General features: G+C 71.8%; 27 protein-coding genes and 2 tRNA genes. 15 read left to right on the forward strand and 14 right to left on the reverse strand.

Translation table 11 applies throughout. The features are described 5' to 3' along the window. Positions 1-111 precede the first annotated feature (111 nt). The 4 genes from LH044_RS05680 (at position 112) to LH044_RS05695 (ending at position 4610) form a co-directional block, all read left to right on the forward strand. Positions 112-1194 (forward strand): ABC transporter ATP-binding protein, encoded by a 1083-nt coding sequence (locus LH044_RS05680; protein WP_227758831.1) that lies wholly within the window; start codon positions 112-114, stop codon positions 1192-1194. Further along, the gene (locus LH044_RS05685; protein ID WP_227758832.1) at positions 1191-2132 is read left to right on the forward strand and encodes a carbohydrate ABC transporter permease; all 942 of its coding nucleotides are present in this window, start codon (positions 1191-1193) and stop codon (positions 2130-2132) included. The genes LH044_RS05680 and LH044_RS05685 overlap by 4 nt, the downstream gene beginning before the upstream one ends. Next, the gene (locus LH044_RS05690) at positions 2122-3015 is read left to right on the forward strand and encodes a carbohydrate ABC transporter permease (RefSeq protein ID WP_227758833.1); all 894 of its coding nucleotides are present in this window, start codon (positions 2122-2124) and stop codon (positions 3013-3015) included. The genes LH044_RS05685 and LH044_RS05690 overlap by 11 nt, the downstream gene beginning before the upstream one ends. A gap of 62 nt (positions 3016-3077) precedes the next feature. After that, on the forward strand, positions 3078-4610 hold the full coding sequence (locus tag LH044_RS05695) for an extracellular solute-binding protein (RefSeq protein ID WP_227758834.1): 1533 nt from the start codon (positions 3078-3080) through the stop codon (positions 4608-4610). A 131-nt stretch (positions 4611-4741) separates the two neighbouring features. On the opposite strand, the gene dprE1 is transcribed toward LH044_RS05695, so the two are convergent. From dprE1 to LH044_RS05715, 4 genes are all read right to left on the reverse strand, one after another. Further along, positions 4742-6106 carry a decaprenylphosphoryl-beta-D-ribose oxidase gene (dprE1, locus tag LH044_RS05700; protein ID WP_508619038.1) on the reverse strand — a complete coding sequence of 455 codons (1365 nt, stop codon included), beginning with the start codon at positions 6104-6106 and terminating at the stop codon, positions 4742-4744. Beyond that, positions 6103-6972, reverse strand: a complete 870-nt coding sequence (locus tag LH044_RS05705; RefSeq protein ID WP_374210552.1) for a decaprenyl-phosphate phosphoribosyltransferase — start codon at positions 6970-6972, stop codon at positions 6103-6105. Before LH044_RS05705 ends, dprE1 begins: the two co-directional genes overlap by 4 nt. Positions 6973-7114: 142 nt before the next feature. Then, positions 7115-7903: a hypothetical protein gene (locus LH044_RS05710; RefSeq protein ID WP_227758837.1), complete on the reverse strand. Its 789-nt coding sequence runs from the start codon at positions 7901-7903 to the stop codon at positions 7115-7117. A gap of 88 nt (positions 7904-7991) precedes the next feature. Further along, positions 7992-9068: an L-threonylcarbamoyladenylate synthase gene (locus tag LH044_RS05715; protein WP_227758838.1), complete on the reverse strand. Its 1077-nt coding sequence runs from the start codon at positions 9066-9068 to the stop codon at positions 7992-7994. 61 nt (positions 9069-9129) lie between these two features. On the opposite strand from LH044_RS05715, the gene LH044_RS05720 reads away from it, so the two are divergent. Beyond that, positions 9130-9942, forward strand: coding sequence for an SDR family NAD(P)-dependent oxidoreductase (locus tag LH044_RS05720; RefSeq protein WP_227758839.1), 813 nt, complete (start codon positions 9130-9132; stop codon positions 9940-9942). Between the two features lie 27 nt (positions 9943-9969). Here LH044_RS05720 and LH044_RS05725 read toward each other — a convergent pair whose 3' ends face one another. Continuing rightward, positions 9970-10224, reverse strand: coding sequence for a DUF2277 domain-containing protein (locus LH044_RS05725; RefSeq protein ID WP_227758840.1), 255 nt, complete (start codon positions 10222-10224; stop codon positions 9970-9972). 255 nt (positions 10225-10479) lie between these two features. Here LH044_RS05725 and LH044_RS05730 point away from each other — a divergent pair, with 255 nt between their 5' ends. Both LH044_RS05730 and LH044_RS05735 read left to right on the forward strand, forming a co-directional pair. Further along, on the forward strand, positions 10480-11724 hold the full coding sequence (locus tag LH044_RS05730) for an ammonium transporter (protein ID WP_227758841.1): 1245 nt from the start codon (positions 10480-10482) through the stop codon (positions 11722-11724). Between the two features lie 222 nt (positions 11725-11946). Continuing rightward, on the forward strand, positions 11947-12504 hold the full coding sequence (locus LH044_RS05735) for a helix-turn-helix domain-containing protein (protein WP_227758842.1): 558 nt from the start codon (positions 11947-11949) through the stop codon (positions 12502-12504). Between the two features lie 32 nt (positions 12505-12536). On the opposite strand, the gene LH044_RS05740 is transcribed toward LH044_RS05735, so the two are convergent. Continuing rightward, complete coding sequence (locus LH044_RS05740; protein ID WP_227758843.1) at positions 12537-12980, reverse strand: pyridoxamine 5'-phosphate oxidase family protein; 444 nt, start codon at positions 12978-12980, stop codon at positions 12537-12539. 169 nt (positions 12981-13149) lie between these two features. Here LH044_RS05740 and LH044_RS05745 point away from each other — a divergent pair. Further along, positions 13150-13224 (forward strand) — tRNA-Gln (locus LH044_RS05745). Between the two features lie 35 nt (positions 13225-13259). Next, positions 13260-13332 (forward strand) — tRNA-Glu (locus tag LH044_RS05750). Between the two features lie 170 nt (positions 13333-13502). Here LH044_RS05750 and LH044_RS05755 read toward each other — a convergent pair. Further along, positions 13503-13934, reverse strand: coding sequence for a winged helix-turn-helix transcriptional regulator (locus LH044_RS05755; RefSeq protein WP_227758844.1), 432 nt, complete (start codon positions 13932-13934; stop codon positions 13503-13505). A 76-nt stretch (positions 13935-14010) separates the two neighbouring features. On the opposite strand from LH044_RS05755, the gene LH044_RS05760 reads away from it, so the two are divergent. Beyond that, complete coding sequence (locus tag LH044_RS05760; protein ID WP_227758845.1) at positions 14011-14925, forward strand: S1C family serine protease; 915 nt, start codon at positions 14011-14013, stop codon at positions 14923-14925. A gap of 15 nt (positions 14926-14940) precedes the next feature. On the opposite strand, the gene LH044_RS05765 is transcribed toward LH044_RS05760, so the two are convergent. Beyond that, positions 14941-15399, reverse strand: coding sequence for a VOC family protein (locus LH044_RS05765; RefSeq protein WP_227758846.1), 459 nt, complete (start codon positions 15397-15399; stop codon positions 14941-14943). Between the two features lie 193 nt (positions 15400-15592). Between LH044_RS05765 and LH044_RS05770 the strand changes: the two genes are divergently transcribed. Next, entirely contained in the window at positions 15593-16159 is a 567-nt protein-coding gene (locus LH044_RS05770) for a dihydrofolate reductase family protein (RefSeq protein WP_374210595.1), read from the forward strand. 2 nt (positions 16160-16161) lie between these two features. Here LH044_RS05770 and LH044_RS05775 read toward each other — a convergent pair whose 3' ends face one another. Beyond that, positions 16162-16812 (reverse strand): hypothetical protein, encoded by a 651-nt coding sequence (locus LH044_RS05775; RefSeq protein WP_227758848.1) that lies wholly within the window; start codon positions 16810-16812, stop codon positions 16162-16164. A gap of 241 nt (positions 16813-17053) precedes the next feature. On the opposite strand from LH044_RS05775, the gene LH044_RS05780 reads away from it, so the two are divergent. Beyond that, positions 17054-17368, forward strand: coding sequence for a hypothetical protein (locus tag LH044_RS05780; protein WP_227758849.1), 315 nt, complete (start codon positions 17054-17056; stop codon positions 17366-17368). Positions 17369-17504: 136 nt separating this feature from the next. On the opposite strand, the gene LH044_RS05785 is transcribed toward LH044_RS05780, so the two are convergent. From LH044_RS05785 to LH044_RS05800, 4 genes are all read right to left on the reverse strand, one after another. Further along, a complete protein-coding gene (locus tag LH044_RS05785; protein ID WP_227758850.1) occupies positions 17505-19115 on the reverse strand; it encodes a gamma-glutamyltransferase family protein in 1611 nt (536 codons plus the stop codon). Positions 19116-19346: 231 nt separating this feature from the next. Beyond that, positions 19347-19583: a hypothetical protein gene (locus tag LH044_RS05790; protein ID WP_227758851.1), complete on the reverse strand. Its 237-nt coding sequence runs from the start codon at positions 19581-19583 to the stop codon at positions 19347-19349. 59 nt (positions 19584-19642) lie between these two features. After that, a complete protein-coding gene (locus LH044_RS05795) occupies positions 19643-20095 on the reverse strand; it encodes a hypothetical protein (RefSeq protein WP_227758852.1) in 453 nt (150 codons plus the stop codon). A 227-nt stretch (positions 20096-20322) separates the two neighbouring features. After that, positions 20323-21255: a hypothetical protein gene (locus LH044_RS05800; RefSeq protein WP_227758853.1), complete on the reverse strand. Its 933-nt coding sequence runs from the start codon at positions 21253-21255 to the stop codon at positions 20323-20325. 367 nt (positions 21256-21622) lie between these two features. Between LH044_RS05800 and LH044_RS05805 the strand changes: the two genes are divergently transcribed. Together LH044_RS05805 and LH044_RS05810 are read left to right on the forward strand one after the other, a co-directional pair. After that, positions 21623-22606 (forward strand): MarR family winged helix-turn-helix transcriptional regulator, encoded by a 984-nt coding sequence (locus LH044_RS05805; RefSeq protein ID WP_227758854.1) that lies wholly within the window; start codon positions 21623-21625, stop codon positions 22604-22606. A gap of 67 nt (positions 22607-22673) precedes the next feature. Continuing rightward, the gene (locus LH044_RS05810) at positions 22674-23315 is read left to right on the forward strand and encodes a dihydrofolate reductase family protein (RefSeq protein WP_227758855.1); all 642 of its coding nucleotides are present in this window, start codon (positions 22674-22676) and stop codon (positions 23313-23315) included. Positions 23316-23351: 36 nt separating this feature from the next. On the opposite strand, the gene LH044_RS05815 is transcribed toward LH044_RS05810, so the two are convergent. Continuing rightward, positions 23352-23813 (reverse strand): DUF8821 family protein, encoded by a 462-nt coding sequence (locus LH044_RS05815; RefSeq protein ID WP_227758856.1) that lies wholly within the window; start codon positions 23811-23813, stop codon positions 23352-23354. 113 nt (positions 23814-23926) lie between these two features. On the opposite strand from LH044_RS05815, the gene LH044_RS05820 reads away from it, so the two are divergent. Beyond that, complete coding sequence (locus LH044_RS05820; protein WP_227758857.1) at positions 23927-24820, forward strand: alpha/beta hydrolase; 894 nt, start codon at positions 23927-23929, stop codon at positions 24818-24820. The last annotated feature ends 39 nt before the right edge of the window (positions 24821-24859 follow it).

The raw sequence follows: 24859 nt of genomic DNA on the forward strand, positions 1-24859 counted from the left end.
CACAGGTGTCCTCACGGCGTAATGTGCCGCCGGGACGGGACCCACGGCACCAGATCGCCGGTGCCGGCCGAATCGACCCGGACGACCGGCTGACGAACAGGTGCATCCACGATGAGCGGTGTCACATTCGCCCAGGTGACGAAGTCGTACGGGGACGTCACCGCGGTCGACTCGCTGTCGCTCGAGATCACCGACGGCGAGTTCATGGTCCTCCTCGGCCCGTCGGGCTGCGGCAAGTCCACGGCGCTGCGGATGATCGCCGGGCTCGAGGAGATCACCTCCGGCCTGCTGACCATCGGCGACCGGGTCGTCAACCACGTGCCGCCCCGCGAGCGCGACATCGCGATGGTCTTCCAGAGCTACGCGCTGTACCCGCACATGACGGTGCAGAAGAACATCGAGTCGCCGCTGGTCGCCAACAAGGCGGCCCGGGTCGACGCCGAGGAGCGCCGAGCGCGGGTCGAGGAGGCGGCGCGGGCCCTCGACCTGACCGAGTACCTCGGCCGCAAGCCGGGCGAGCTGTCCGGCGGTCAGCGCCAGCGCGTCGCCCTCGCCCGGGCGATCGTGCGCCGCCCTGAGGTCTTCCTCATGGACGAGCCGCTCTCCAACCTCGACGCCAAGCTGCGCACGCAGACCCGGCTCGAGCTGGTCGAGCTGCACCGCCGCCTCGGCACCACGATCGTCTACGTCACCCACGACCAGGTCGAGGCGATGACGATGGCGGACCGGATCGCCATCATCAACCGGGGCAGGCTCCAGCAGGTCGGCCCGCCGCAGGCGGTCTACGACCGCCCGGCCAACCTGTTCGTCGCCGGCTTCGTCGGCAGCCCGCCCATGAACACGCTGGCCGGCGCCGTGACCTTCGTCGGCGGCCAGCCGGTGGTGACCACCGGCCACGGCGCCATCCAGGCGGCCGACGCCGGCTCGGCGACCGAGGGCCAGTCGGTCGTCGTGGGCGTCCGCTCCGAGCACCTCCGCGTCGGCGACGGGCCGGCCACGCTCGAGGGCGTCGTCGAGAACGTCGAGCTGCTCGGCCACGAGCGCCACGTCGTGGTGAAGGTCGGCGAGTCGCTCGTGGTCATCCGCCAGCCGACCGAGGCGCCGTCGGTCGCGGTCGGCGAGCAGGTCCCGCTCGTCGCCGAGCCCTCGGGGGTCCACCTGTTCGACCCCGACAGCACGGAGCGCCTCAATTGACCGACATCCCCGTGACCGAGGTGCTCGCCGACGACGGTGAGCCCATCGCGGTCCCGCTCGGCTCGCGCACCCGCTCGCGGGGCAAGCGGGTCAAGGACGCGCTGCTCGGCTACCTGTTCCTGGCGCCCGCGCTCATCGCCTTCGCGGTGTTCGCCTACTACCCGCTCTACAAGCTGTTCTCCGACTCGGTGCACCGCCAGCCCCGGTTCCTCAACAAGGCGCCGACCTACGTCGGCTTCGGCCAGCTCCAGGACACGCTGACCAGCAGCGAGTTCACCTCGGGGCTCGGGCACTCGGCGCAGTTCATGCTCTACAGCGTCCCGCTCGGGCTCGTGCTCGGCGTGCTGCTCGCGGTCTCCGCCCACCGCAAGCTCAAGGGCATCAAGGTCTTCCAGGCGATCTTCTCCTCCACCGTGGCGTCGTCGGTGGCGGTGGCATCGGTCGTGTTCTTCACCCTGGTGAACCCGCAGGTCGGCTACTTCAAGGACGTCAGCTGGCTCAGCCTCGACCAGCCGCAGTCGGCCATGTTCTCGGTCGCGCTGAGCTCGGTCTGGCAGAACCTCGGCCTCACGTTCATCATCGTGCTCGCCGCGCTGCAGGCCGTCCCCGACGAGCTGAACGAGGCCGCCACGCTCGACGGGTTCGGGCCGGTGCGGCGGTTCTTCCGCATCACCGTGCCGCTCATCTCCCCGGCGCTGCTGTTCCTGGCGATCGTGCTCGTCATCACGGCGCTGCAGGCGTACGCCCAGATCGAGGTCCTGACCGGCGGCGGCCCCGCCGGCGCCACCGAGACGCTGCTGTTCAAGATCGCCGACCCGAAGGGCATCAGACCGCTGCACGAGCGAGCGGGGCTGTCGATCGGCTTGTTCGTCCTGACGGGAGCGGTCGCGCTCGTGCAGTACTCGCTGCTCTCACGACGGGTGCACTATGGCGACTGACGCTCCCGAGCTGGTGGGCGCCGAGCCCGTCGCGACCGGCGACGCCGGCGGCGAGACCGGCGGACGCTCCCGGTGGGCGGCGGCCGGCTGGTACGTGGCGCTGACCCTGCTGTCGGTCGTCGTCCTGTTCCCCGTGTACATGCTCCTCCTGCGGGCGATCTCCGACCCGCTCGAGTACGTGGCGCAGGGCCAGCCGCTGCACCCGGTCGCCATCGAGTGGAGCGCCTTCACCGAGGCCTTCACCGAGGCCGACCTGGGCCGCTCGATGACCCTGTCGTTCGTCGTCACGCTCGTCATCGTCATCGCGCAGCTGCTCACGTCGGTCCTCGCCGCGTACGCCTTCGCGTTCCTCGAGTTCCCGCTGAAGCGCCTCATGTTCGCCCTCGTCGTGGCCACCCTGCTGCTGCCGATCGAGGTCACGCTGATCGCCAACCTCCAGACGATCCGCGACCTCAACCTGCTCAACTCGGTGCCGGGCCTGACGCTCCCGTTCCTCGCCACCGCCTTCGGCATCTTCCTCATCCGCCAGGGCTTCCTCGGCATCCCCGGCGACCTGCGCGACGCCGCGACGCTCGACGGCTACGGCCACCTGCGGTTCCTGTTCCGCGTCGCCGTGCCGCTCACCCGGCCGATCATCGGCAGCTTCGTCGTCATCTCGTTCCTCGGGGCGTGGAACCAGTACGTCTGGCCCCGCTTCTCCACCACCGAGGACAACTGGCAGACCGTGCAGATCGCGTTGCGCAGCATCGCCAACGACCGCGTCGACCAGCTCAACATCGGCTTCGCCGCCGCGGTGATCGCCGCGCTGCCGCTGGTCGTGCTCCTGATCCTGTTCCAGCGCCAGATCGTGCGGGGCCTCACCGCCGGCGCGGTCAAGGGCTGATCACCAACCCACCCCTCGGTCGCGCCACGGCTGGTGCGACCTACCAGAAAGCGAGAGCACCAATGGGCCATGACCTCACGGAGGGCCGGGCGGCACGGCGCCGCCGACCTCGAGCCTGGTGGCTGGTCGGCATCGTCGCAGCGTTCGCCCTGGTCGCAGGCGCCTGTGGCGGCGACGACGGCGGTTCGGGCGACGACGGCGACGGCGGCGGGGGCGGCGACTCCTCGGGCGTCGTCAACGCCGACGACTGCCCGGTGAAGGACGTCGAGTCCGCCACCGCGCCGGCCACGGTCACCGTCTGGCACGCGTACCAGGGCCTCCAGGCCTCGACGCTCCAGCAGATCGCCGACGGCTTCAACGCCAGCCAGAACAAGGTGAAGGTCGAGCTCCAGGGGCAGGGCACCTACGAGGAGCTGCTCAAGAAGTTCCAGGACGCCCTCGCCAACCCGGGGTCGCTCCCCGACCTCGTCCTCACCGAGGACACGACGACCCAGTTCATGATCGACTCCGGCGTCGTCGTCCCGGCCGCATCGTGCCAGGAGGCCGATCCCGGCTCCGACACGACCTACGACGACGTGCTGCCGGCGGTCACCTCGGCCTACACCGTCGACGACGTGCTCTGGCCCGGCGCCTTCAGCGTGTCGATGCCGGTGCTCTACGTGAACAAGGCGATCCTGGCCCAGGCCGGCGTCGACACCACCACGTTCCCGCAGACGATCGACGAGCTCCGCTCGACGGCCGAGAAGATCAAGGCCGCGAACATCCCCGGCGTCAAGGCACCGCTGGTGATCAAGGTCGACTCGTGGTTCGTGGAGAACTGGCTGACCGGCGCCGGCAAGCCGCTGGTCAACAACAACAACGGCCGTGACGGCCTCGCCGACCAGTCGGAGCTGGCGCAGGAGGACACGACGAAGATCTACGAGTGGTTCAAGAGCATGATCGACGACGGCCTGGCCACAGCGATCCCGAGCTCGAGCACCGGCGTCGACGAGTACCTGGCGCTGAACGCGAAGAGCTCGGCGATGCTGATCCAGACGTCGACCGCCATCTCCACGGTGGCGGCCCTGCTCGAGGGCTCGGTCACCAAGGACCAGCTCGGCGACGTCGGCATCGACGCCGACATCAGCTCGGGCCTCGACATCGACGTGGCGCTGCAGCCCGGCCTCGAGGAGGCCGGTCAGGGCCAGATCGGCGGCTCGGCCTGGTACCTGGTCAAGACCGACGACGCGGTCGGCGTCCCGGCGGCGTGGCAGTTCGTGAAGTACTTCCTCGAGACGCCGAACCAGGTCACCTGGACGCTGCAGGGCTCGTACCTGCCGGTGCTGAAGTCGGCGCAGGACGATCCGACGTTGCAGAAGGAGTTCACGACCACGACGAAGGGCAAGTGGCTGAACACCGCCTACCAGGGCCTGCAGAACCTGAACCCCGACTTCCCCGGCCCGGTCATCGGCCCCTTCAACGAGTTCCGTGCGATCGTGCGCTCCTCGCTCGACAGCGTGGCGTTCAACGGCGTCGGGACCAAGGAGGCCATCGACAAGGCCAACACCGACTTCCAGGATGCGCTCGACCAGTACAAGAGCGACGTCGGCGGCTGACCGGCCTCGGCTCGGGACGTCCTTCGGGGGCCGGCGCTGCGGCGTCGGCCCCCGGCGCGTCCGGGCCGGCAGATTCGGCTGCTCGCGTCGGCGGCCCGCTGCGCTCCGCGCCGGCGGTGGACCGACGGACCTCAGACGAGGCCGAGGCGGCGACCCATGTCGCTGCGGAACCGGTGGTCCGGGTCCAGCTTCTCCCGGATGTCGCGCCACTCGTCGAGGCGCGGGTACATCTTCGGGAGCAGGTCGGGGTCGAGCCGGCTGTCCTTGGCCAGGTACAGGCGACCGCCCCAGTCGACGACCTCGCGGTCGAGCTCGTCGAACAGGTCGTGGAGGCCGGCGGCGACCGGCGCGTCGAACGCCAGCGTCCAGCCCGGCATCGGGAAGCTGAGGTGCCCGGGGTTCGACGTGCCCATCCGCTTCAGCACCGCCAGGAACGACGGCAGCCCGGCTGCCGCGATGCGCTCGAGGGAGCTGCGGACGAAGTCGCCGGCCTCGTCGGGGACGACGTACTGCCACTGCAGGAAGCCCCGGCGCCCGTAGACCCGGTTCCACTCGGCGACCATGTCGAGCGGGTGGAAGAACTGCTCGATGCCCATCAGGGCGTCGCGGCGGCGGACCGGCGCCTTGCGGAACCACAGCTCGTTGAAGGCGCGGGCGGTCAGCTTGTTGATGAGCCCCGACGGGAGGATGTCGGGCGGCGACGGCAGCACGTGGGTCGAGTAGTCCGTGGGCCGGGTGTCGCCGCTGGCCAGGACCTCCTCGCGGGTGGCGAAGCGGCCACGGTCGAGGACCGAGCGACCGAGGTGCTTGCCCTTGGCCATCACGTCGATCCACGCGACGGAGTAGTCGTATGCGTCGTCGCCGTCGATCATCAGCGACATGACGTCGTCGAGGTCCGAGGCCCGGTCCGAGTCGACGAGGAGCTTGCTGGAGCCGACGGCCTGCAGCTGCACCGTGGCGTCGAGCACGATGCCGGTCAGGCCCATGCCGCCGGCGGTCGCCCAGAACACCTCGGGGTCGTCCTGCGGGTTGACGTCGCGGACCTCGCCGCGGCCGTCGACCAGCCGCAGGCTCAGCACGTGGTCGCACCACGAGCCCTTGCGGTGGTGGTTCTTGCCGTGGATGTCGGCCGCGATGGCGCCGCCGACGGTGACCATGCGGGTCCCGGGCGTCACGGGCACGAACCAGCCGAGGGGGACGAGCCAGCGCATGAGGTCGTCGAGGCTGGTGCCGGCCAGGATCCGGGCGATGCCGGTCCGGAGGTTGAGGTCGAGGATGCCGGAGCGGGCGGGACCGTCGATCACGCCGCCGCCGGCGTTCTGCGCGGCGTCGCCGTAGGAGCGGCCGAGGCCTCGGGCCACCACGCCGTTCACGCCCGCCTCGCGGACGATCGAGCGGACGTCGTCGTCCTCGACGGGCGACCACACGGACGCACGCGACGGCGCGGTTCGGGCCCAACCCTGGAGGAGCCGTTCGGTCGGTTCGAGCTCGGTCACACGTACAACCCCAGGAACAGGAAGATCACGAGCGCGACGCCCATGACCTGCATCATCCGGTCCTCGGCGAACACCTCTTCGGGGGCCGAGCCGTGGCCCTGGTCGACGAGGAGGGCGTAGCGGAGGATGGCGATGACGAACGGGATGATCGATAGCTGGATCCACGGCGTGGCCTCGCCGCCGTGGAGCTTGGCCCGCTCGACCGCCCACAGGCAGTACGACATGGTGACCGCGGCGACCGCCGCGGTGCGGACGAGGGCCAGGAACTCGTAGCTGTACTCGCCGAGCGTCGGCCGCAGCTCGGCGGCCCGGTCGCCCAGCTCGCGCTTCTCGGCGTAGCGCTTGGCCGAGGCGATGAACATCGAGCCGAACAGCGACACCAGCAGGAACCACTCGGACACCTCGACGCCGGCGGCGTAGGCGCCGCCGAGCAGTCGGAGGATGAACCCGGCCGACAGGATGACGAGGTCGAGGATGGCGACCTGCTTGAGGAACGCCGAGTAGCAGGTGGTGAGCACCGCGTAGCCAGCGACGACGGCGAGCAGCTGCCACGAGATGAAGATCGACAGCACGCAGCCGGCGACGGCGAGCACCGCCGCGGTGACGAGCGCGAGCGGGATGGGCACCACGCCCGAGGCGATCGGGCGCCGGCACTTGGTGGGGTGCCGCCGGTCGGACTCGACGTCGAGCGTGTCGTTGAGCAGGTAGGTCGCCGACGACACCAGGCAGAACGAGACGAAGCCGGCGATCGTGAGCCGCAGGTAGTACGGCTCGGTGAGGACGCCGGCGGCGGCGGGCGCGACGAAGACGAGGACGTTCTTGGCCCACTGCTTGGGGCGGCACGCCTTGATGAGGCCTTTGATCACCGATGGCCTGTCCGGATCGGCACCGCGCGTCCCGCTGGGAGATGCAGTGGTCTGTTCCGTCACCTCGAGCCCCGCGTCGTCCGACAGAGACGTCCCGACGTCCAGTGACGGGACACCGATCCAGTGTACCGGCGCACCCGCCTCAGCCGAGTCCCGCCAACCGCACGAGCACGGCGACCTGCGCCGTGTCGGGCGGTGGGCCCAGCTTCGAGAACCACCCGGAGCCGACCTGCCAGTGGGCGAAGCTCTCCGCCCAGTCGCCCGCCGGGGTGGAGTAGTCGGGCGCCCCAGACCCCGACGGGAACCACGCCGCACCGGCGGGGATGCCCCTCGTGGCCCGCCACACCTGGCGATCGGCGTCGTCCAGGCGGCTGACGTCGACGGCGTGGCCGAGCTCGTGGGCGACCACGTGCGCCAGCTCGTCGGGCCCGTCGCTCGACCGCACGTAGATCTCGATCACCTGGCGGTCGGGGAAGGTGGCGCCCCGGATGCCGGAGCGGCCGGGCAGGAAGCGGATCTGCCAGCCGGGCAGGATCGCCCGCCAGTCGAAGCGCAGCAGGCCGAGCGCCCGGGACGAGGCCTGGATGGCGGCCGCGTTCGACAGCTGCTGCACCGCCCGCTCGTCGGCGGGCAGGACGGAGGTCGTCGGGCCGCTGGGCGCCTGCGCCGGGGTGCGGTCCTCGGGCGGGTCGGTGACCACCGGGACGACCGGCACCTCGGGCTGCGGGACGCTGGAGACCGAACCGTCGGGCAGCGTCACCTCGGCCATGACCTGCGGCGACGGGTAGCCGTCGGGCGACTGCTCCGGGTAGCCGTCGGGCGACCCGCCGAGCTCGGTGGTCGTGGCCGAGCAGGCGGCGCCGAGTGCGACGGCGACGGTCAGGCCGAGGGCGAGCAGCGCGCGGACGAGGGCGCGGCCCGCGCCGGACACGGCGCTCTCCCCTGCTGCTCCTGCCTCGCCCATCCGGGTGCCCCCGATGTCGACGACCGGCGCTACCCCGAACGCCGTCGTCAGCCCGTTACGGGCGCCATGCTCGCGCTGCGGACACCAGGCGGTCCACGGTCTCCGGCGATGCATCTGTCACCACCCGCCCGTGGGCGGCCCGGAAGAGGCGGTCGTTGATCCCGCGACCGAGCCCGGCGGGTGCCATCGCCACCGCCAGCAGCAGGTCCTCGGCGCCGCCGTCGGCGGCGCGGAGCGCCCGGTACAGGTCGGCGGCGGCGTCGTACGGGTCGGCAGGCAGATCGAGGACTCGGGCGGCGAGACCGAGCTGTCCCAGCGCGCCGACGAGCTCGTCGACCAGGGCCCGATCGCCCTCGACCAGGGCGAGCGGCGTGTCGGGGGCGTAGTGGCGGAGCAGCGCGCCCGGCGAGGCGCTGGCCTCGTCGTCGGCGACGACCCGGCGCTCCGGTGCATCGACGTCGCCGAGCACCTCCTCGAGGTCCTCGACCGGCACCCCGCCGTGGCGCAGGACGGTCGGGCGACCGCCGGTGAGGTCGACGACGGTGGACTCGATCCCGAGCGGCGTGGGGCCGCCGTCCGCGACGGCGTCGCCGGCGGCGAGCCACGGACCGAGCTCGGCCACGACGTCCTGGGCCGTCGTCGGGCTGATCCGGCCGAACCGGTTGGCCGACGGTGCGGCGATCCCGGTGCCGAGGGCGCGGATCAGGCCCTGGGCGACCGGGTGGGCGGGGACCCGGACCCCGACGGAGGGCCCGCCGGCCGTCACCTCGTCGCCCACCAGCGGGCCCCGGGGCAGGACCATGGTCAGCGGTCCGGGCCAGAAGGCGGCGGCCAGGTCGCGTGCCCGAACCGGCACGGCATCGACGATCCCGTCGAGCGCGTCGACGTGGGCGACGTGCACGATGAGCGGATCGGTGGGCGGGCGGCCCTTCACCGCGAAGATCCGGCGCAGTGCGGCCGGCCGGTCGACGGCCGCGCCCAGCCCGTACACGGTCTCGGTCGGGAAGGCGACCAGGAGGCCCTCGGCGAGGCGGCCGGCGAGCTCGTCGAGGACCGCGGCGTCGGGCCGGAGGGCGTCCAGCTCGACGACCTCGGGCGCGCTCGCCCGGCCCGGTTCCGACGTGTCGCCCATGGGCGGGTCACGCTACCGGGCGGCCCTCCCCCGGCGAGCGCCCGGGCGGTAGCGTCGGCCCATGGCGCTGCCCCTGCCCGCACCGGACCGCACGGCTCTCGTCACCGGAGCGTCCTCCGGCATCGGGGTCGAGATCGCCCGGGAGCTGGCCCGCCGCGGCCAGAACGTCACGCTCGTCGCCCGGAGCGAGGCGAAGCTGCAGGACCTCGCCGCGGAGCTCAGCGCCACCGGCGTCCGAGCCGACGTGCTCCCCGCCGACCTGTCGGACCGGGCGTCGCGGGCAGAGCTGCCCGATCGCGTGGCGGCCAACGGCAGTGTCGTCAGCATCCTCGTGAACAACGCCGGCCTGTCGACGATGGGCCCCGTGGCCCGCAGCGACCCGGACGCCGAGATCAACATGGTCGAGGTCGACGTCGTCGCCATCGTCGACCTGTGCAGCCGGTTCCTGGGCGGCATGGTCGAGCGCGGCTCCGGCGCCGTGCTGAACGTGGCGTCGACCGCGGCGTTCCAGCCGCTGCCCGGCCAGGCGGGCTACGGCGCCGGCAAGGCGTTCGTGCTCTCCTACACGCGCTCGATCGGCGGCGAGCTGCGCGGCACGGGCGTCACCGCCACGACGCTGTGCCCCGGCCCGGTGCGCACCGGCTTCGGCGAGGCGGCCGGCATCTCGCAGGAGGACGCCGAGGCGTCGCTGCCCGCCTTCATGTGGGAGACGGCCGAGGCCGTGGCCCGCACCGGTGTTGATGCCATGGCTGCGGGCCGTCCGGTCGCGATCCCGGGGCCGGCCAACCGCGTGGCCGCCGCCCTCGTCGGCCTGGTGCCCAAGCAGCTGCTGGTGCCGGTGCTCGCCGGTCGTCACCCCGGCCTCAAGGACTGACCGCGGCCGGCACGCCGGCCCGACGGTTCAGGCGGTGCGGCGGGCGATGCGCCGCAGCGGCGGCTCGGTCTTCGGCGGCACCTTCCGCGGCGGGAGCTGCGAGAGCAGCTCGGCGGTCGCCTCGGTGACCTTGGCGACGGCGATCTCGAACGCCTCCTCGGTCGCGGCCGACAGCGACTGCACGCCGCTCACCTTCCGCACGTACTGACGGGCCGCGGCCTCGATCTCGTCGGGCGTGGCGGCGGGCTCGAGGCCCCTGAGCGTCGTGATGTTGCGGCACATGTGAACAGCCTCGCGCCAGGTCGCTCCGCCTGTCCCGCCGCTCGGCTCGGGTTCCTCGACGATCCGCCGGGGCCCCGCCGGCGCCCGAGATGGGAGTGCCGTCGCGCAGCTGTGACGGGTCACAGATCCCTTCACGACCTCGCATCCGGCGTGAAACACGGGCGAAACATCTCCACATCAGAGTGCGCACGTCGCCACCCGGCGACGGCGTGCGGCCCGTCCGCACGATCCCCAGACCAGGAACGGAAAGGGCCAATGGCAGAGGAACTCACAGCGGACGGCTGGTTGCTCATCTCCGCAGCACTCGTCCTGTTCATGACCCCGGGACTCGCCTTCTTCTACGGCGGCATGGACCGGAGCCGGAACGTGCTCAACATGCTGATGATGAACTTCTGGTGCCTGCTCATCATCCCCATCGCGTGGGTGGTGATCGGATACTCGATCGCCGGTGGCGACTTCGACGCCGGCTGGTTCGGAGGGTTCGATGCCGCGTTCCTGGGCAACCTGAACCTGACCAGCCAGGCGGGGGTCGACGAGCTGATGCTCGTGGCGTTCCTGGGGATGTTCGCCGTCATCACGCCGGCGCTGATCTCCGGGGCCGTGGCGGACCGGATGAAGTTCGCCGCCTGGGCGATCTTCGCCCCGGTCTGGATGCTCCTGGTCTTCGCACCGGTCTTCAAGTGGGTCTACGGGGGCTGGCTGGGCGTGCGTGGGTCGCTCGACTTCGCCGGCGGCACCGCGATCCACGTGAACGCCGGCATCGCGGCGCTCGTCGCCGTCCTCATCCTCGGCAAGCGCAAGGGCTGGCCGGGCGAGGGGCACCCGCCGCACTCCATGCCGCTCGTCATGATCGGCACCGGCATCCTGTGGTTCGGCTGGTTCGGCTTCAACGCCGGCTCGTCGGTCAACGCCGACGGCACCGCCGTCCAGGCGTTCATGAACACGTTCCTCGCCGCAGCGGCCGCCGGTCTCATGTGGGCCATCGTCGAGCGGGTCAAGGACGGCCACTTCACGAACCTGGGCGCCGCCTCCGGCATCGTCGCCGGCCTCGTGGCCATCACGCCGGCGGCCGGCTACGTGTCGTCGATGTCGTCGATCTGGATCGGCCTCGCCGCCGGCCTGATCTGCTGCTTCGCCGTCCAGGTGAAGTTCAAGGCGGGCTACGACGACGCCCTCGACGTGGTCGGCGTCCACTTCGTCGGCGGTCTCGTCGGCTCGCTCGCCATCGGCTTCTTCGCCGACGCCGAGTACTTCGGCGCCGAGCACATGAGCGGCCTGTTCTACGGCGGTGGGCTCACACTCCTCGCCGAGCAGGCGATCGCCAACGGCGTGACCATCGTGTACTCGGGCGTCGTCACCGCCCTGATCCTCCTGGCCCTCAAGGCCACGATCGGGATCCGGGTCTCCGACGACGTCGAGGCGACGGGGCTCGACATCGCCGAGCACGCCGAGACCGGTTACAACACGGGCGAGGCCTTCATGGAGCGGGCCAACGTCTGATCACGAGCGCCGGTGCGCCCGACCCACCCCCGGGTCGGGCGCCCAGCTCGGGCAACGTGATCGACCCCGCCGGTGCGCCGGCGGGGTCGATCCGCGTCCGGGACCGGTGCGCACCCGTGCCGAATGCGGCCGGCGGACGTCGATCGAGCGTGAGTTCCTGTTCACACACTTGCAACACGAGTCCTCATGTTCTCTTGATGTTCTCTTCATATCCTTCAGGGCATGGCGACGGCGGTCCGGTCCGGGCAGGGCACGGTGGAGCACATCCCCGACATGGAGTTCGTCATGCCCGCGGGGATCGAGCTGGTCGACTGGCCGGCGCAGGCCGACCTGAGGGTGGCGCTGGCCCGGGCCAGCGTGCCGCGGCTGCTCACGGTGCCGGCGGGCGAGCTGCCCCCCACCGACCTCGCCCCCGACGAGGATTGGATCCGGGTGCCCTGCGCCGAGGACGACATCCGAGTGCGGGCGGAGCAGGTCCTGCGGGTCGTGCGGGAGCGGTCCGAGGAGACGTCCTGGATCGACGACCAGCGGGTCCTGCACCGTGGTGTGCGGACGGCGGTGCTGACGGCGTCCGAGGCGACGGTGGCCGAGGTCCTGCTGGCCGAGCCCGGCCGTGTCGTGAGCCGGACCGAGCTGATCCGCCGCCTCTGGCCCGCCGGTGCGCCGAGCGAGCGGGCGATCGACGCCGTCGTCTACCGGCTGCGTCGCAGCTGCCAGGACCTCGGGCTCGTGATCCGGGCCGCCCGCGGGCGCGGCTTCGTGCTCGACACCTGCGCCTGACGCGCTCCCCTGCCGACGGCTGCGGCCGCCGGCTACTCCCGGTGGATGCGGCGTCCGCTGAGCTCCTCGATCATCACGCGGATCCACTCGTGGCGGACGTCCGGTCGGGTCCACGGCCGGACCGGGAGCTCCTCGAGCCGATCGATGTCGTCGCTGTCGATGACGTGCTCGGCGATCCCCTTGGCGAGGACGCTCCAGCCGGTGTGCTCCATCACGTCCCAGGAGTCGACCTCGACACAGACGGGCCGGCTCATCAGCGCGGACTCGAGCTTGGAGCCGCGGCCGGAGCGGAAGACGACGGAGCCGCCGACGAGGACGTAGTTCACCGGGAGGATGACCGGGGAGCCGTCCTGCACGAAGCCGACGCGACCGACGGCCTCGTTCGACATCAGGCGACGGCACTCGTCGTAGGAGAGGACCTCGAGCCCGGACCAGTCCAGGTCCAGACCTGCGGCGGGGGCGGTGGCGTCGGTCATGATCGACCTCCTTGTCCTGCTGCGCTCAACGTACTCCTGCGCTGGTCGGAGCGGACCGGCCGAAGGTCCCGACATCGCTGTGACGTGCGGCGCGCGGGCGCCGGAAGGATTCGCGGCCGTTGGGGCGCTCGGCTAGAGTGTCCCGGCGCCCTTCGGGGCGCACCACCTTTCGGGGGTGGTGTAATCGGCAACACAACTGGTTCTGGTCCAGTTATTGGGGGTTCGAGTCCTCCCCCCCGAACCAGCACGAACAAGATCTCCGGCTCCGGCCGGGAGCAGGCCCCCATCGTCTAGCGGCCTAGGACACCACCCTCTCAAGGTGGCGGCACGGGTTCGAATCCCGTTGGGGGTGCTCGCTGGAATCCCCTGCAGATGCAGGGGATTCTTCGCTTTTCGGGCGTGGGCCGGTTGGGTCTTGATCGTGGCCCCGGCTCTGCGGGACGCAACCGACCGTCGCTCGCAGGAACCCCGGTGGAGAAGACCGACACCCACTCGCCGGTGGGGACGAGGGTTCGCCGACGGTCAGAGGTCGTAGGCGCTGGTCGACTCCGACGTGTCGACCGGCCGGTCGCAGGTCGGGCACCACGGCCGCAGCTCGATGCCGGTGCCGCAGGCGTCGTGGAACCGCTCGCTCGGAGCGCCCTCGCCGGCCGCCCCCCACTCAGTGAGGGCGACGAGCGCCGCCGCCAGCTCCTGGCCGGCGGCGGTCAGCTCGTAGCTGAAGCGGACGGGGCGGGTGGAGTACGGCGTCGTGACGACCAGGCCCTCGCCCTCGAGTCGGCGGAGGCGGTCCGTGAGGATGTTGGATGCGGCACCGACCCGCTCGGCGAGCTCCCCGAAGCGAAGCGGTCCGTCGGCGAGCGCCTCCACGATCAGCAGGAGCCATCGATCGCCGATGCGGTCGAGCGCGGCGCGCAGCGGTGCGGTGGCGGCGGGATGCGGGCGACGGCGCATGATCACGAGTCTGCCAAGCGACCAGGGCATGAGCGTCGTATAGTCATTTGCAAGTTGCAAGCAACCAGGAGGCGCTGTGACCATCGACAACCCCCTCGCCGAGCTTTCTTCCGCGGCCCGCACGGCCGCCGCCGCCTCGGCCGCATCCACCGTCGGGATCGGTCGCCGCGGCCGGGGCACCGGCATCGTGGTCGACACCGACCGGGTCCTGACCAACGTCCACAACCTGCGCGACCGGACCACCCAGGTGACCTTCGCCGACGGGCGGACCGCCCAGGGCCGCGTCCTCGGCGCCGATCCCGACCGCGACCTCGTCGTCCTCGACGTGAGCACCGACGGTGCCCCTGCGATCGAGTGGTCGGACCGCACCCTCGACGTCGGCGACACGGTGTTCGCCGGCGCCCGGGGCACACGCGGCCACCGGGTCAGCTTCGGCCTCGTGTCGTCGTCGGACCGATCGTTCCGCGGTCAGCGGGGACGACGCGTGAAGGGTGCGGTGGAGCACACCGCTCCGCTGGCCCGCGGCTCCTCGGGCGGTCCGCTGCTCGACGTCGACGGGCGGCTGGTCGGCATCAACACCGCCCGCCTCGGCGAGGGGTTCTACCTGGCGCAGCCCACCGACACCGACCTCCGCGGTCGGGTCGACCAGCTCATCGCCGGCGAGCACCTCGGCGGTCGCCGCCTCGGCGTCGCCATCGTCGGGCCCGACGAGACGAGGCGACTCCGCCGGCAGGTCGGGCTCCCCGATCAGGACGGCCTGCTCATCCGCAGCGTCGTGCCGGACTCGGCAGCGGCGCAGGCCGGGCTCGGCGAGGGCGACCTCGTCATCGCCGTCGACGGCACCGCGGTCCGCGACGTCGACGACGTGTGGGACGCGCTCGACGCCGGTGGCGACACCGTCGACGTCTCGGTGCTGCGCGGGGCCGACGAGCGCACGGTCACGGTGTCGTTCGCCGAGCCGCCCGCCGACGAGGAGCCCGCAGGGTCCTGACCCCGCCGCCGATGTTCAGACGGCGTGGTAGCGCTGCGCCGGCGTCCCGGGCGGGTTGAAGACGCCCGGGACGGCATCGGGGTTCTGCACGCACACCTCGGCCTCCAGCCCGTCCGGGTCCCGGAAGAAGAGGCTGAGCACCTTGCCGAAGTCGGTCACGAAGCCGTCGCTCGCGCCCCGTTCGATCATCCGCCGACGGATCTCCTCGAACGCCTCGATCGACGCGGCCTCGAGCGCCAGGTGGTCGAGTCGCCCCCGGCCGAACATCGGCGTCTGTCGGAGGTGCTCGTCGTTGCCGTCGAACTGGAACACGTTCAGCTCCGCCGTGGGCCCGATCCAGATGATGGTCAGCTTGAAGCCGTCCTCCTCCTGGGCCACGTCGTGGGTGGCGTCGAAGACCGACTCGTAGAACTCGAGGAGCCGGTCCGTGTCACCGGTCAGGATCGCCACGTGGTTGATGCCACCGAGCAGCACGGTCAGAGCATTGCACTCCGATGCCGACCGGCGTCGGCCTTCGCGGGTCGCAACCTCGACCAGCACCCTCGGCCAGCTCGGTCGCCACCCGCTCGTCCAGGGACGATGCCGACGGGGACCGATGAGAACCGACGTCGGCGCCGGTCTGATGATCGTCCGCGCCGACACTCCCGACCGCACGAGGAGAACTCCGATGCGACCCCTCCGGTACTCGATCAACGTCACGCTCGACGGCTGCGTCGACCACGAGACCGTCCTCGCCACCGAGGAGCTGCACCGCTACCACGCCGCCAACCTCGAACGGGCCGACGCCCTGCTCTTCGGCCGGGTCACCTACCAGATGATGGAAGAGGCCTGGCGGCGATCGCCGACCGGCGAGTGGCCCGACTGGATGGAGGGGTGGATGATCCCCTTCGCCGAGACGATCGACGAGGCGCAGAAGTACGTCGTCTCGTCCACCCTCGACCGCGTCGACTGGAACGCCGAGCTCCTCCGGGGCGACCTCGAGACGGCGGTCCGGGAGCTCAAGGACCGACCCGGCGCCGGCATCTACGTCGGCGGCGTCACGCTCCCGTTGGCGTTGGCGGACCTCGGGTTGATCGACGAGTACGAGTTCCTCGTGCACCCCATCGTCGCCGGCCACGGGCCCACCCTCTTCGCCGGGCTCCGGGAGCAGCTCGACCTGCGGCTGGTCGGACGCAAGGAGGTCGGGTCGGGCGCGGTCGCCCTCAGCTACGTGCCGGGTTCGAGCTCCAGCTGATCTCAGCTGGTGGGCAGCAGCGACTGCGGCAGGTGCTCGGCGATCCGGTGGAGCGGGTCCGACGATCCGTTCGTGCCGAACGGCGATGCCGACGTCACCCGATCCGTCAGGCGGTGGACCACCCCGCCCGCGACCTGCGACGGTCGCTGCTGCTCCCCCATCAGCGACGACAGCACGACGAGACCGCCCGTCGTCGCCGGGATGACCCACTGGAGGATCGCCAGCTGCCGCTGCGCCGCGGCGATCTCGGGCGGCGTGTCCTCGTCGGGCGTCGTCCCGTCCTCGGCCGGCGTGCGCTCGGCGTCGATGACCTTCTGGCCGATGAGCCGCGAGTAGCCGGTGGCGGCCAGCGCCACCGCGGTCAGCCCGGTCTTGACGATCGACGTGGTCCCCACGCCCTTCTGCGCGGTGACGCGGCCCTTGTTGCTGATCGTCAGGACCGTGCCCCCGCCGAGGTAGGCCCCGATGGCCACGAGGTTCACCGGCGTCCACGCCGACCACCCTGCGCCGGCGACGTGCGTCGTGTCCTTGCTCCGGGCGACCTTGGCGGCCGAGCGGTTGACGCCGATGGCCCCCATGAGGGAGCCGCCGAACCAGGCGGCGAGCCCCAGGTCGTGGACGGATCGGGCGAGCGTGTTGCGGGATGTGCTCATGCGGCGGCCCCTACCCGGCCCGCCGACCGTTGGACCTCCTCGCCGGATCTGACGCCGCGGTCGGGGTCGATCACCGCGAGACGGCCTCCGTGAAGTTGGCACAAGTTTTCCCTAGGTCCCGATGGCGCTCCGTCCTATGGTGGCCACTGGCCGCCGAGCGCGACCGCGTGATGTAGCTCCGAAGTCGTGATGTAGCTCCGAAGTCATCGGAACCATCCAAGACCCATCTGGGGGGAACATCATGAGGTCCAAGAAGCTCTTCGTCGCGGTCGCCCTCGCGGCGGTCGGAACGTTCGGCATCGCGTCGACGGCGATGGCCGGCGAGGTCACCGGAGGCGGCCGAGGCGGCCCAGCCGGCGACGGTGTCACCGGCATGGTGGCCAACGGCAACTCGCCGTGCGGGTTCTCCGGTCTGGAGGACGAGCCGCTCGATCCCGGCACCGTGCAGAACTGGGGTCACACGAAGGACTTCCTCGGCGGCGGCGGCGCGGCCGGTCCGATCGAGACCCCCTTCGGCGAGGACGGCTGCAACGCCCACCTCTTCGGCCGGAAGTAGAGGCCGACTGCGCATCTCGTCGGTGACGATGCGAACGGGGACGGCGCCTCGACCGAGGCGCCGTCCTCCACGCGTCCTGGTGTGACGGGACGGCGTTCGGCGGTGGGATCCTGACCGCCGAACCAGCCGGCACGGGCTAGGTCGACGCGACCGCCGCGCCGACCATCGACCTGGGATCCGCCGCGCCGGCCCTGACGCCGTCCGCCCGAACCTCGATGAGCTGCGCGTGGCCGAAGCCCGCCGGGTCGAAGCCCGCCAGCTCGACCTCGTGTCCCACCGCCTCGAGGCCGGCGGCCCATGCCGCCGGCGCGTGCGACTCGACGCGGACCACCTGGTCGTCGGGGTCGACCCAGGTGTCGAACCCGCTGCGCGGCTGCGCCTTGGCGAGGACGAACCTCGGTGCGGTGACGACCTCGCCGGCGTCCTGCCCGTTCACGAGCAGGCGGGCCAGCATCTGCAGCACCACCTGCGGCTGGGAGTCGCCGCCCATCGTGCCGAGCACGGCGCGGAGCGAGCCGTCGGGTCGCGTGACCACCGCCGGCGACAGCGTGTGCGGCGGCCGGCGTCCCGGGCCGTACTCGGCAGGGTGGCCCGGTTCGAGCGAGAAGCCGAGGCCACGGTTGTGGAGCAGCACGCCGGTGCCCGGTACGGCCACGTGCGCGCCGAAGTCCATCGCGTTCGACTGGATGAGGCTGACGCCCGTGCCGTCGCGGTCGACCGCGCAGAGATACATCGTGTCGCCCTCGCGGGCGGATGCTCCGAGGCGCGCCATCGAGTCCGGCGAGAACCGCGCCGCCCGACGCGCCAGCTCGTCGTCGTCCAGGACGGCCGACCCGTCGGCACGGTCGTGCAGGACGGCCAGCCGGTCGTGGCCGGCGAGGCGTGCCGACTCGACGAGCAGGTGCGCCCACGCCGGCTCGTCCGGGCGCAGATCGGTGTCGGGTCCGAGGCCGCAGAGCTCGGCGATCCGGGCGCCGGCGAGCACGAGGTAGCCCGATGAGGTCGGCGGCGGCGCCCACACGTCGTGACCCCAGACCGAGGTGCGCAAGGGCTCGACCCACCGGGCCTGCGCCGCCGCGAGGTCAGAGGGCTGGTACTCCCCTCCTCCCGCAGCGAGCAGCGCCTCGCCGAAGGCGCCCTGGTAGAAGGCCTCGCGGCCTCCGTCTGCGATGGCCATCAGCGTGTCCGCCAGGTCCGGCCGGACGAGCACCTCGCCCGTGTCGGGCCTCGGCCACGCCAGCTCGTCGCAGCCCTCGAGCGGACCGAGCGTGTGCAGCATGAACGACAGCAGCGGCGACACGGGGAAGCCCTCGCCGGCCAGGCGGATCGCCGGTGCCAGCACGTCGGCGAGCGGGAGGCGGCCGTGGCGCTCGTGCAGGAGCGCCCAGCCGTCGACGCAACCGGGCACCGGTGCGGCGGCGACGTCGCCTCGGAGCGGCATCCGCGTGTGACCTTCCCGCCGCAACCGCTCGGGGTCGGCGCCCGATCCGGCGCGTCCCGCCGCGTCCACCACCTCGGGCGGGCCGGCCGAGTGGTGGACCAGGGCAAACAGGTCGCCGCCCAGCCCGCACATGTGCGGCGCCGTCACCGCCAGCACGGCGTTGGCCGCGATGGCGGCGTCGACGGCGCTCCCACCGGCGGCCAGGAGCTGCGCACCGGCGGACGAGGCCAGCTGGTCGACCGAGGCGACCAGTCCCCCGGCCGAGTAGGTGGTCGGGAGGAACGAGGGCGCCGCCGCGTCGGTCATGGGGCCAGCATGTCGCGTGGAGCGCGCCGGCAGGAGGCCCGCCTCGTCCCGAACGGCCCGGCGTGCGCGCCTCAGAGCGAGGGCGGCAGGAGCGCTCGCACCGGTGTGCGATCGGTGGGAGGGGGCGCGCACGCCGGGACGGCGCACGCGAGGCCGAGGCAGAGAGCCGCCACGAGCCGATGTCGACCCCGTGTCGGCCCGGCCACCCCTCCCACCGAACGGCTCATCCCGTCACTCCATGCACTCGGGACCCCGCGGACCGCCGCAGGGCTCCCAGCCCCCACCGCCGCCGACCGTCGTCGTGGTCGTGGTGGAGGTGGTCGTCGTCGTGGGATCGGGTTGGGTCGTGGTGGTCGACGACGTCGTCGTCGTCGGAGGCGGTGGCGTCTGCGTGCAGGCCACGGCGCCCCCGACGAGGACGACCGTGGCGGCGACCAGCGCGCCTCGGATGCGGATGGATCGGTTCATGTCGTGCTCCTCGTGTGGTGGGGTCGGCACCGCGCGCGGTGCCGACCCCGGGTGGGACATCAGGGGACGTCGCAGGACGAGATCGGCCCGTGGGACGTCTCGCGGATCTCGACGGTGATGGCGCCGTCGCCGACGTCGAAGCCGGTGTCGTAGCGCTCGACGAACGGGTCGGCCGGGTCCTCGTCGATCGCCGAGAGGGCGACCGTCGTCCCGTTCTGCGTGGCGGTCCCCACGATCGTCGGCGCCGCGTACTGGCAACCGTCCTGACCCGGCACCGCCGCCCGAGCCACGACGAAGGCGTCGAGCCCGTACGACGACTGGCACACCTGTGCTTCCACGCCGTCGACCACGGCGGCGTTGCCGAAGCACAGCCCGGGGAGGCTGTCGAACACGATCGTCGTGTACGTCGGCTCCGGGTCGGTCGGGCGCGGAGGCGGCTGCTGGGTGCAGCCCACCAACGCAGACGCCGCGGCGATGACGGCCACGACCACGGACAGCTGTCGGATCTTCACGTTGTCCCTCTTTCTCAATGAGGCCACCGGCCTCGGGCTTTCTCCATGAGGCCACCGGCCTCGGGCTTCTCCGTGCGGCCAGTGGCCTCGGGTCTCTTCGTGCGCGGTCGCCCACGACGACGGCGCACGCCGTCAGATGGCAGTGCCGGTCTGCAGGACCGCAGTCCTGAGTCCCGAGGACCGACGGTCCTCGGGAGTCAGGCCCTCGGACCGAGCCGTCTCGCCCCTCAGATCGGGCAGATCGGCGGCGCGGTGGGGTCGAGCCGGTCGGGGATGCACTCCGGTTCCGTCACGGTCGGCTCGGTCGGCGTCGTCGTCGGCGTGGGGGTCGATCCCCAGCCCGACGGCGAGGTCCAGCGCCAGCTCACCGTGTAGTCGCCGTTGCCCCGCTTCATCCGGTTCGACATGTAGGCCAGCGACGGGTTGCCGAGTCGGCCGATCGATCCGCCGTTGATCGACGGAGGGATGGCGCCCGGCAGGTCGATGCCCGGGAACGTCACCTGCGCCGCTGCGGCGTCGACGACGTCACCGAGAGCCCCTCGCACCGGGAGGCCGACGAAGACCCGGCTCTTGATCGGGTCGTCACCGCCGCCGAAGAAGCCGATCTGCACCGCCAGCCCCTGCAGCGCCCCGAACACGCCGATCTTGTCGACGATGTAGCGCACCCACTCGCTGGTCGACTCGGGCAGCGACCCGCCGGCCAGGAACCGGTTCAGCAGGTCCTGCAGGATCGTGGCGGCCTTGGCCTCCATCCCACCGAGCGAGAGGATGTCCTCCTCCATCACCCAGGACCAGACGCCGACGACCTCGAGGGGCTGGCCCCGGAGCACGTCCTCGACGTCGATCATCTTCAGGCCCGGGAAGCTCGCCGTGCCCTTCTGGTTGCCGGTGAGGTTCGCTCCCTCTCCCGGCGCGAGGTCGTGGTAGGTCGCACCCCGCACGGGCCACGCCTTGGCCGAACCGGCCACCCCGATCGTGACCCGGAAGGCCACGTTCACGACGTACGGCTCATCGGCCTCACCGACGCCCCACACGCCGTCGGTCGAGTCGTGCACGTGGATGCGAGCGGCCTCGAAGGCCCAGTCCGCGGTCGGCGGCTGCGGCGCCGGCGCACTGCACGCGGCGAGCAGCCCACCGACGACCGCCAGCACGGCGACCACCCCCACGAGGCGGCGACGAGCCCTGCGGCTGCCCCCTCGTCCCACAACGACACCCCCACGCGCACGGCCATCCATGGCTCGTCCCTTCGCCCGTCCCCAGCTCCCTCAGAGGCCGCCCTGGCATCACCCCGGTCGGCGACGTCATCCTCGACGCGAGATATGCAACTTGTCAACCATCGACTGGATGAGTTCTGGGTGACTTCGCGGCACCCCCGCCCTCGCAGCCCTCCTTCCGTCCACGTGCGAAGGTTGCGCGGTTGCCAGTTGCTCGCCTGGGATGGCGCGTCGACCGCCGGCGTCCGGCGGGTCGTCGGCGAGCTGCCGACGCACAGGTATGGTTCGGTCTCGGGAGCGATCGAAGAGCGACGTGGACGAGCACTACCTCAAGCAGTGGACCTGGGACGAGCGGCAGGCGTGGATCGCGCTCGTCGAGTCGCACCACTACCTGCTCGCCCGCCTCGATGCGGACCTGATCGCACGGACGGGGACGACGCTCGCCACGTACGAGGTGCTGCTGCACCTCGGCAACCGGCGCGATCGCACGGCGACGATCACGGACCTCGCCCGCGCCTGCGGGCTCACGACGACGGGCATGGCCAAGCGCATCGGCCAGCTCGACCGTGAGGGGCTGGTCACCCGGGCGAGCTCGTCCACCGACCGTCGAGCAGTCTCGGTCACGTTGACCGACGCGGGCGTCGCGAGGCTCGAGGAGCTGGTGCCGGCGCACCTCCGCGCCGTCCGGGCCCACTTCCTCGACGTGCTCGAACCGGCCGAGCTCGATGCGTTGGGCTCGGTCCTCGCGCGGATCGTCGACGCGCTCCCGCCCGAGGTCCGAGGCGTCGAGGGGTCCGACGAGGCCGAGCCGTACTCCCCTGCCTCACCGCTCCGCGGCCGGAGCACGCGCCTGACCGACGCCGAGCGCCGGGCGTGGCTGCCCTTCCTCCGTGTCCACGGTCCCCTCCAGTACACGCTGGAGGACGAGCTGCGCACCGAGACCGGCGTGCCGGCGGCCCACTACGAGGTGCTCGCGCTCCTGTCCCGCGAGCCCGGTTGGCAGATGCGCATGAACGTCCTCGCCGAGCGGTGCGGGCTCACCCGCAGCGGGGTCACCCGACGCCTGGACATGCTCGAGGAGGAGGGGCTCGCAGAGCGCAAGGCGGTGCCCGGTGACCGTCGTGGCACGCTCGCGGTCATGACGCCGGTCGGGTACGCCGTGCTCGACCGCGCCGCGCCGTCCCACATGGCGAGCGTGCGACGGCACTTCCTCGACCTCGTCGACGAGCAGGAGCTCCTCCAGCTCTTCAAGGCGTTGAACCGGGTGGTGCAGCGCATCCGTTCCGAGATGCCCTGACCGTCACCGATGAGTCCGGGCCGCGCAGGCCGTCGGATCCGGGGACGCCTCACCCCAGGAGACCGCAATGGGACAGCTCATCGTGACCGAGTTCGTGACGCTCGACGGCATCGCCCAGGCACCGGGCGGCCCCGACGAGGACCCGGAGAGCGGCTTCGAGTTCGGCGGTTGGCAGGCCCCGCTCATCGAGGACGAGTCCGGCGACGAGATGTTCGGCAACGCCGAGGGCATGGACGCCCTGCTGCTCGGCCGGAAGACCTACGACATCTTCGCCGGCTACTGGCCGACCGCTCCCGACGAGATCCCGTTCACCGCCCTGCTGAACCGGGTCCCGAAGTACGTCGCGTCGCAGACGCTGTCGGCGCCGCTGGCGTGGGAGGGTTCGACCCTCCTGGAGGGCGACGTCGCCGAGGCGGTGGCCGCGCTCAAGGACCGCCACGAGTCGGTGCACGTGATCGGCAGCCTCGACCTGTTGCAGACGCTGCTCGGCGCCCGCCTGGTCGACCGGATCCACCTCTGGATCTACCCGATCGTGCTCGGCACCGGGAAGCGGGTGTTCGAGCCGGGGGCGATCCCGACCGCCTTCGAGGTCGCGGAGGCCGTCACCTACCCCCGCGGCACCGTCCACCTCGCGCTCGACGCGAAGGGCGTCCCGACGACCGGCGACATGACCGTCGACGAGCCGCACATCCGCCAGGGCGGCGAGTAGCCGGCGACCCCGCCGATCAGCGGGCCACCGGGAGCCTCAGTAGTCGCCCTTGATGACGAAGTAGGAGCCCCGGATCGTCCCGGCCAGCTTCGACTTCTGCCGGGCGAACTTGAACGAGGACAGCTCCTCGGGGATCTCCATGCCGTCCGACAGCTTGAAGCCGACGGCGTGCTTCTTGGGGTTGTCGAACTCCCACATCACGTTGATCGACAGCCCGCTCTCGTAGAACACGTAGTCGAACTTGATGCCCGGGACCTCGAACGAGGTGGCCTCGAGCGGCGGCGACTCGATGACGATGCCGCGCTCCTCCTCGAGGATGGTGCTGACCCGGTCGATCGTCTTCTTGGCCTTGCTCGCCGGCTCGACGGTGAACACGTGGTCGTACTTGTTCTTGAAGTAGCGGGCCTCGTTGGCCCGGAGCCCGGCCAGCGCATCGGCCACCGGCGACGACTCCAGACCGACGGTCGAGACCTCGTTGAAGTCCACTTCGTACGACATGAGCACCTCCACTGGCCGCTGCGGGACCGGTGCGACCGGGCGGCACGCTACTCCCGGCGGACGGCGCCGGCGCACCGAGGTGTACGAATGGGGGCCGTCCGAGGAGGTCGCCCATGCCGAGTCCGGAGCACGACGAGATCGTCGCCCTCATCCGCGCCAGTGCGGACGACCCCACGGCGGTCGTCGGCTTCGACGAGGCCCGTGCCCGCCTCGACTCCCTCGGCGCCATCTTCGCCGTGCCCGACGGGGTGGAGATCACACCTGCCGAGCTCGCCGGTGTGCGGGTCGAGCGCTTCCGGCCGTCGGGCGCCGTCGGGCCCGGGTCGATCCAGTACCACCACGGCGGCTCCTACATCGGCGGTTCGCTCGACAGCCATCGGCCGCTCACCGCCCGCCTGGCCGCGGCGACCGGCCGGGAGGTCGTCGCCGTCGACTACCGGCTCGCTCCCGAGCACCCCTTCCCCGCCGGCCTCGACGACGCCCGTGCGGTGCACCGCCACCTCGTGGACGTCGAGGGCATCGACCCGGCCCAGCTGGTGGTCGCCGGCGACTCCGCCGGTGGCGGGCTCACCGCGGCGCTCACGTTGGCCCTGCGCGACGACGGGTCGGCACCCGCCGGTGCGGTCCTCCTCTCGCCCTGGCTCGACCTCACGCTCACGAACACCTCGATCACGGAGCTCGCGGACGACGATCCGATGCTGACCGCCGACGCGCTCGCCCGGGCGGCCGAGGCCTACGCCGGCGGCCGTCTGAAGGAGCCGCTCGTCTCGCCGGTGTTCGGCGACCTGGCCGGTCTGCCGCCGATGCTCGTGCTGGTCGGGACCGCGGAGATCCTGCTCGACGACAGCCGGACGTTCGCCGAGCGCGCGACGGCAGCGGGCAGCGACGTCGACCTCGACGTCCACGAGGGGCTCATCCACGTGTGGCCGTTCGTCGACGGGATCCCCGAGTCCGCCGCCGCCCTCCGGCGCATCGCCGACTGGATCGACGCGACGGTCGGCGCCTGAGGTCGCGGCACGGCCACGGCGATCGCATCCGCCGTCGGT

It is taken from the genome of Dermatobacter hominis (assembly GCF_020715685.1).
Taxonomy (GTDB): Bacteria; Actinomycetota; Acidimicrobiia; order Acidimicrobiales; family Microtrichaceae; genus Dermatobacter; species Dermatobacter hominis.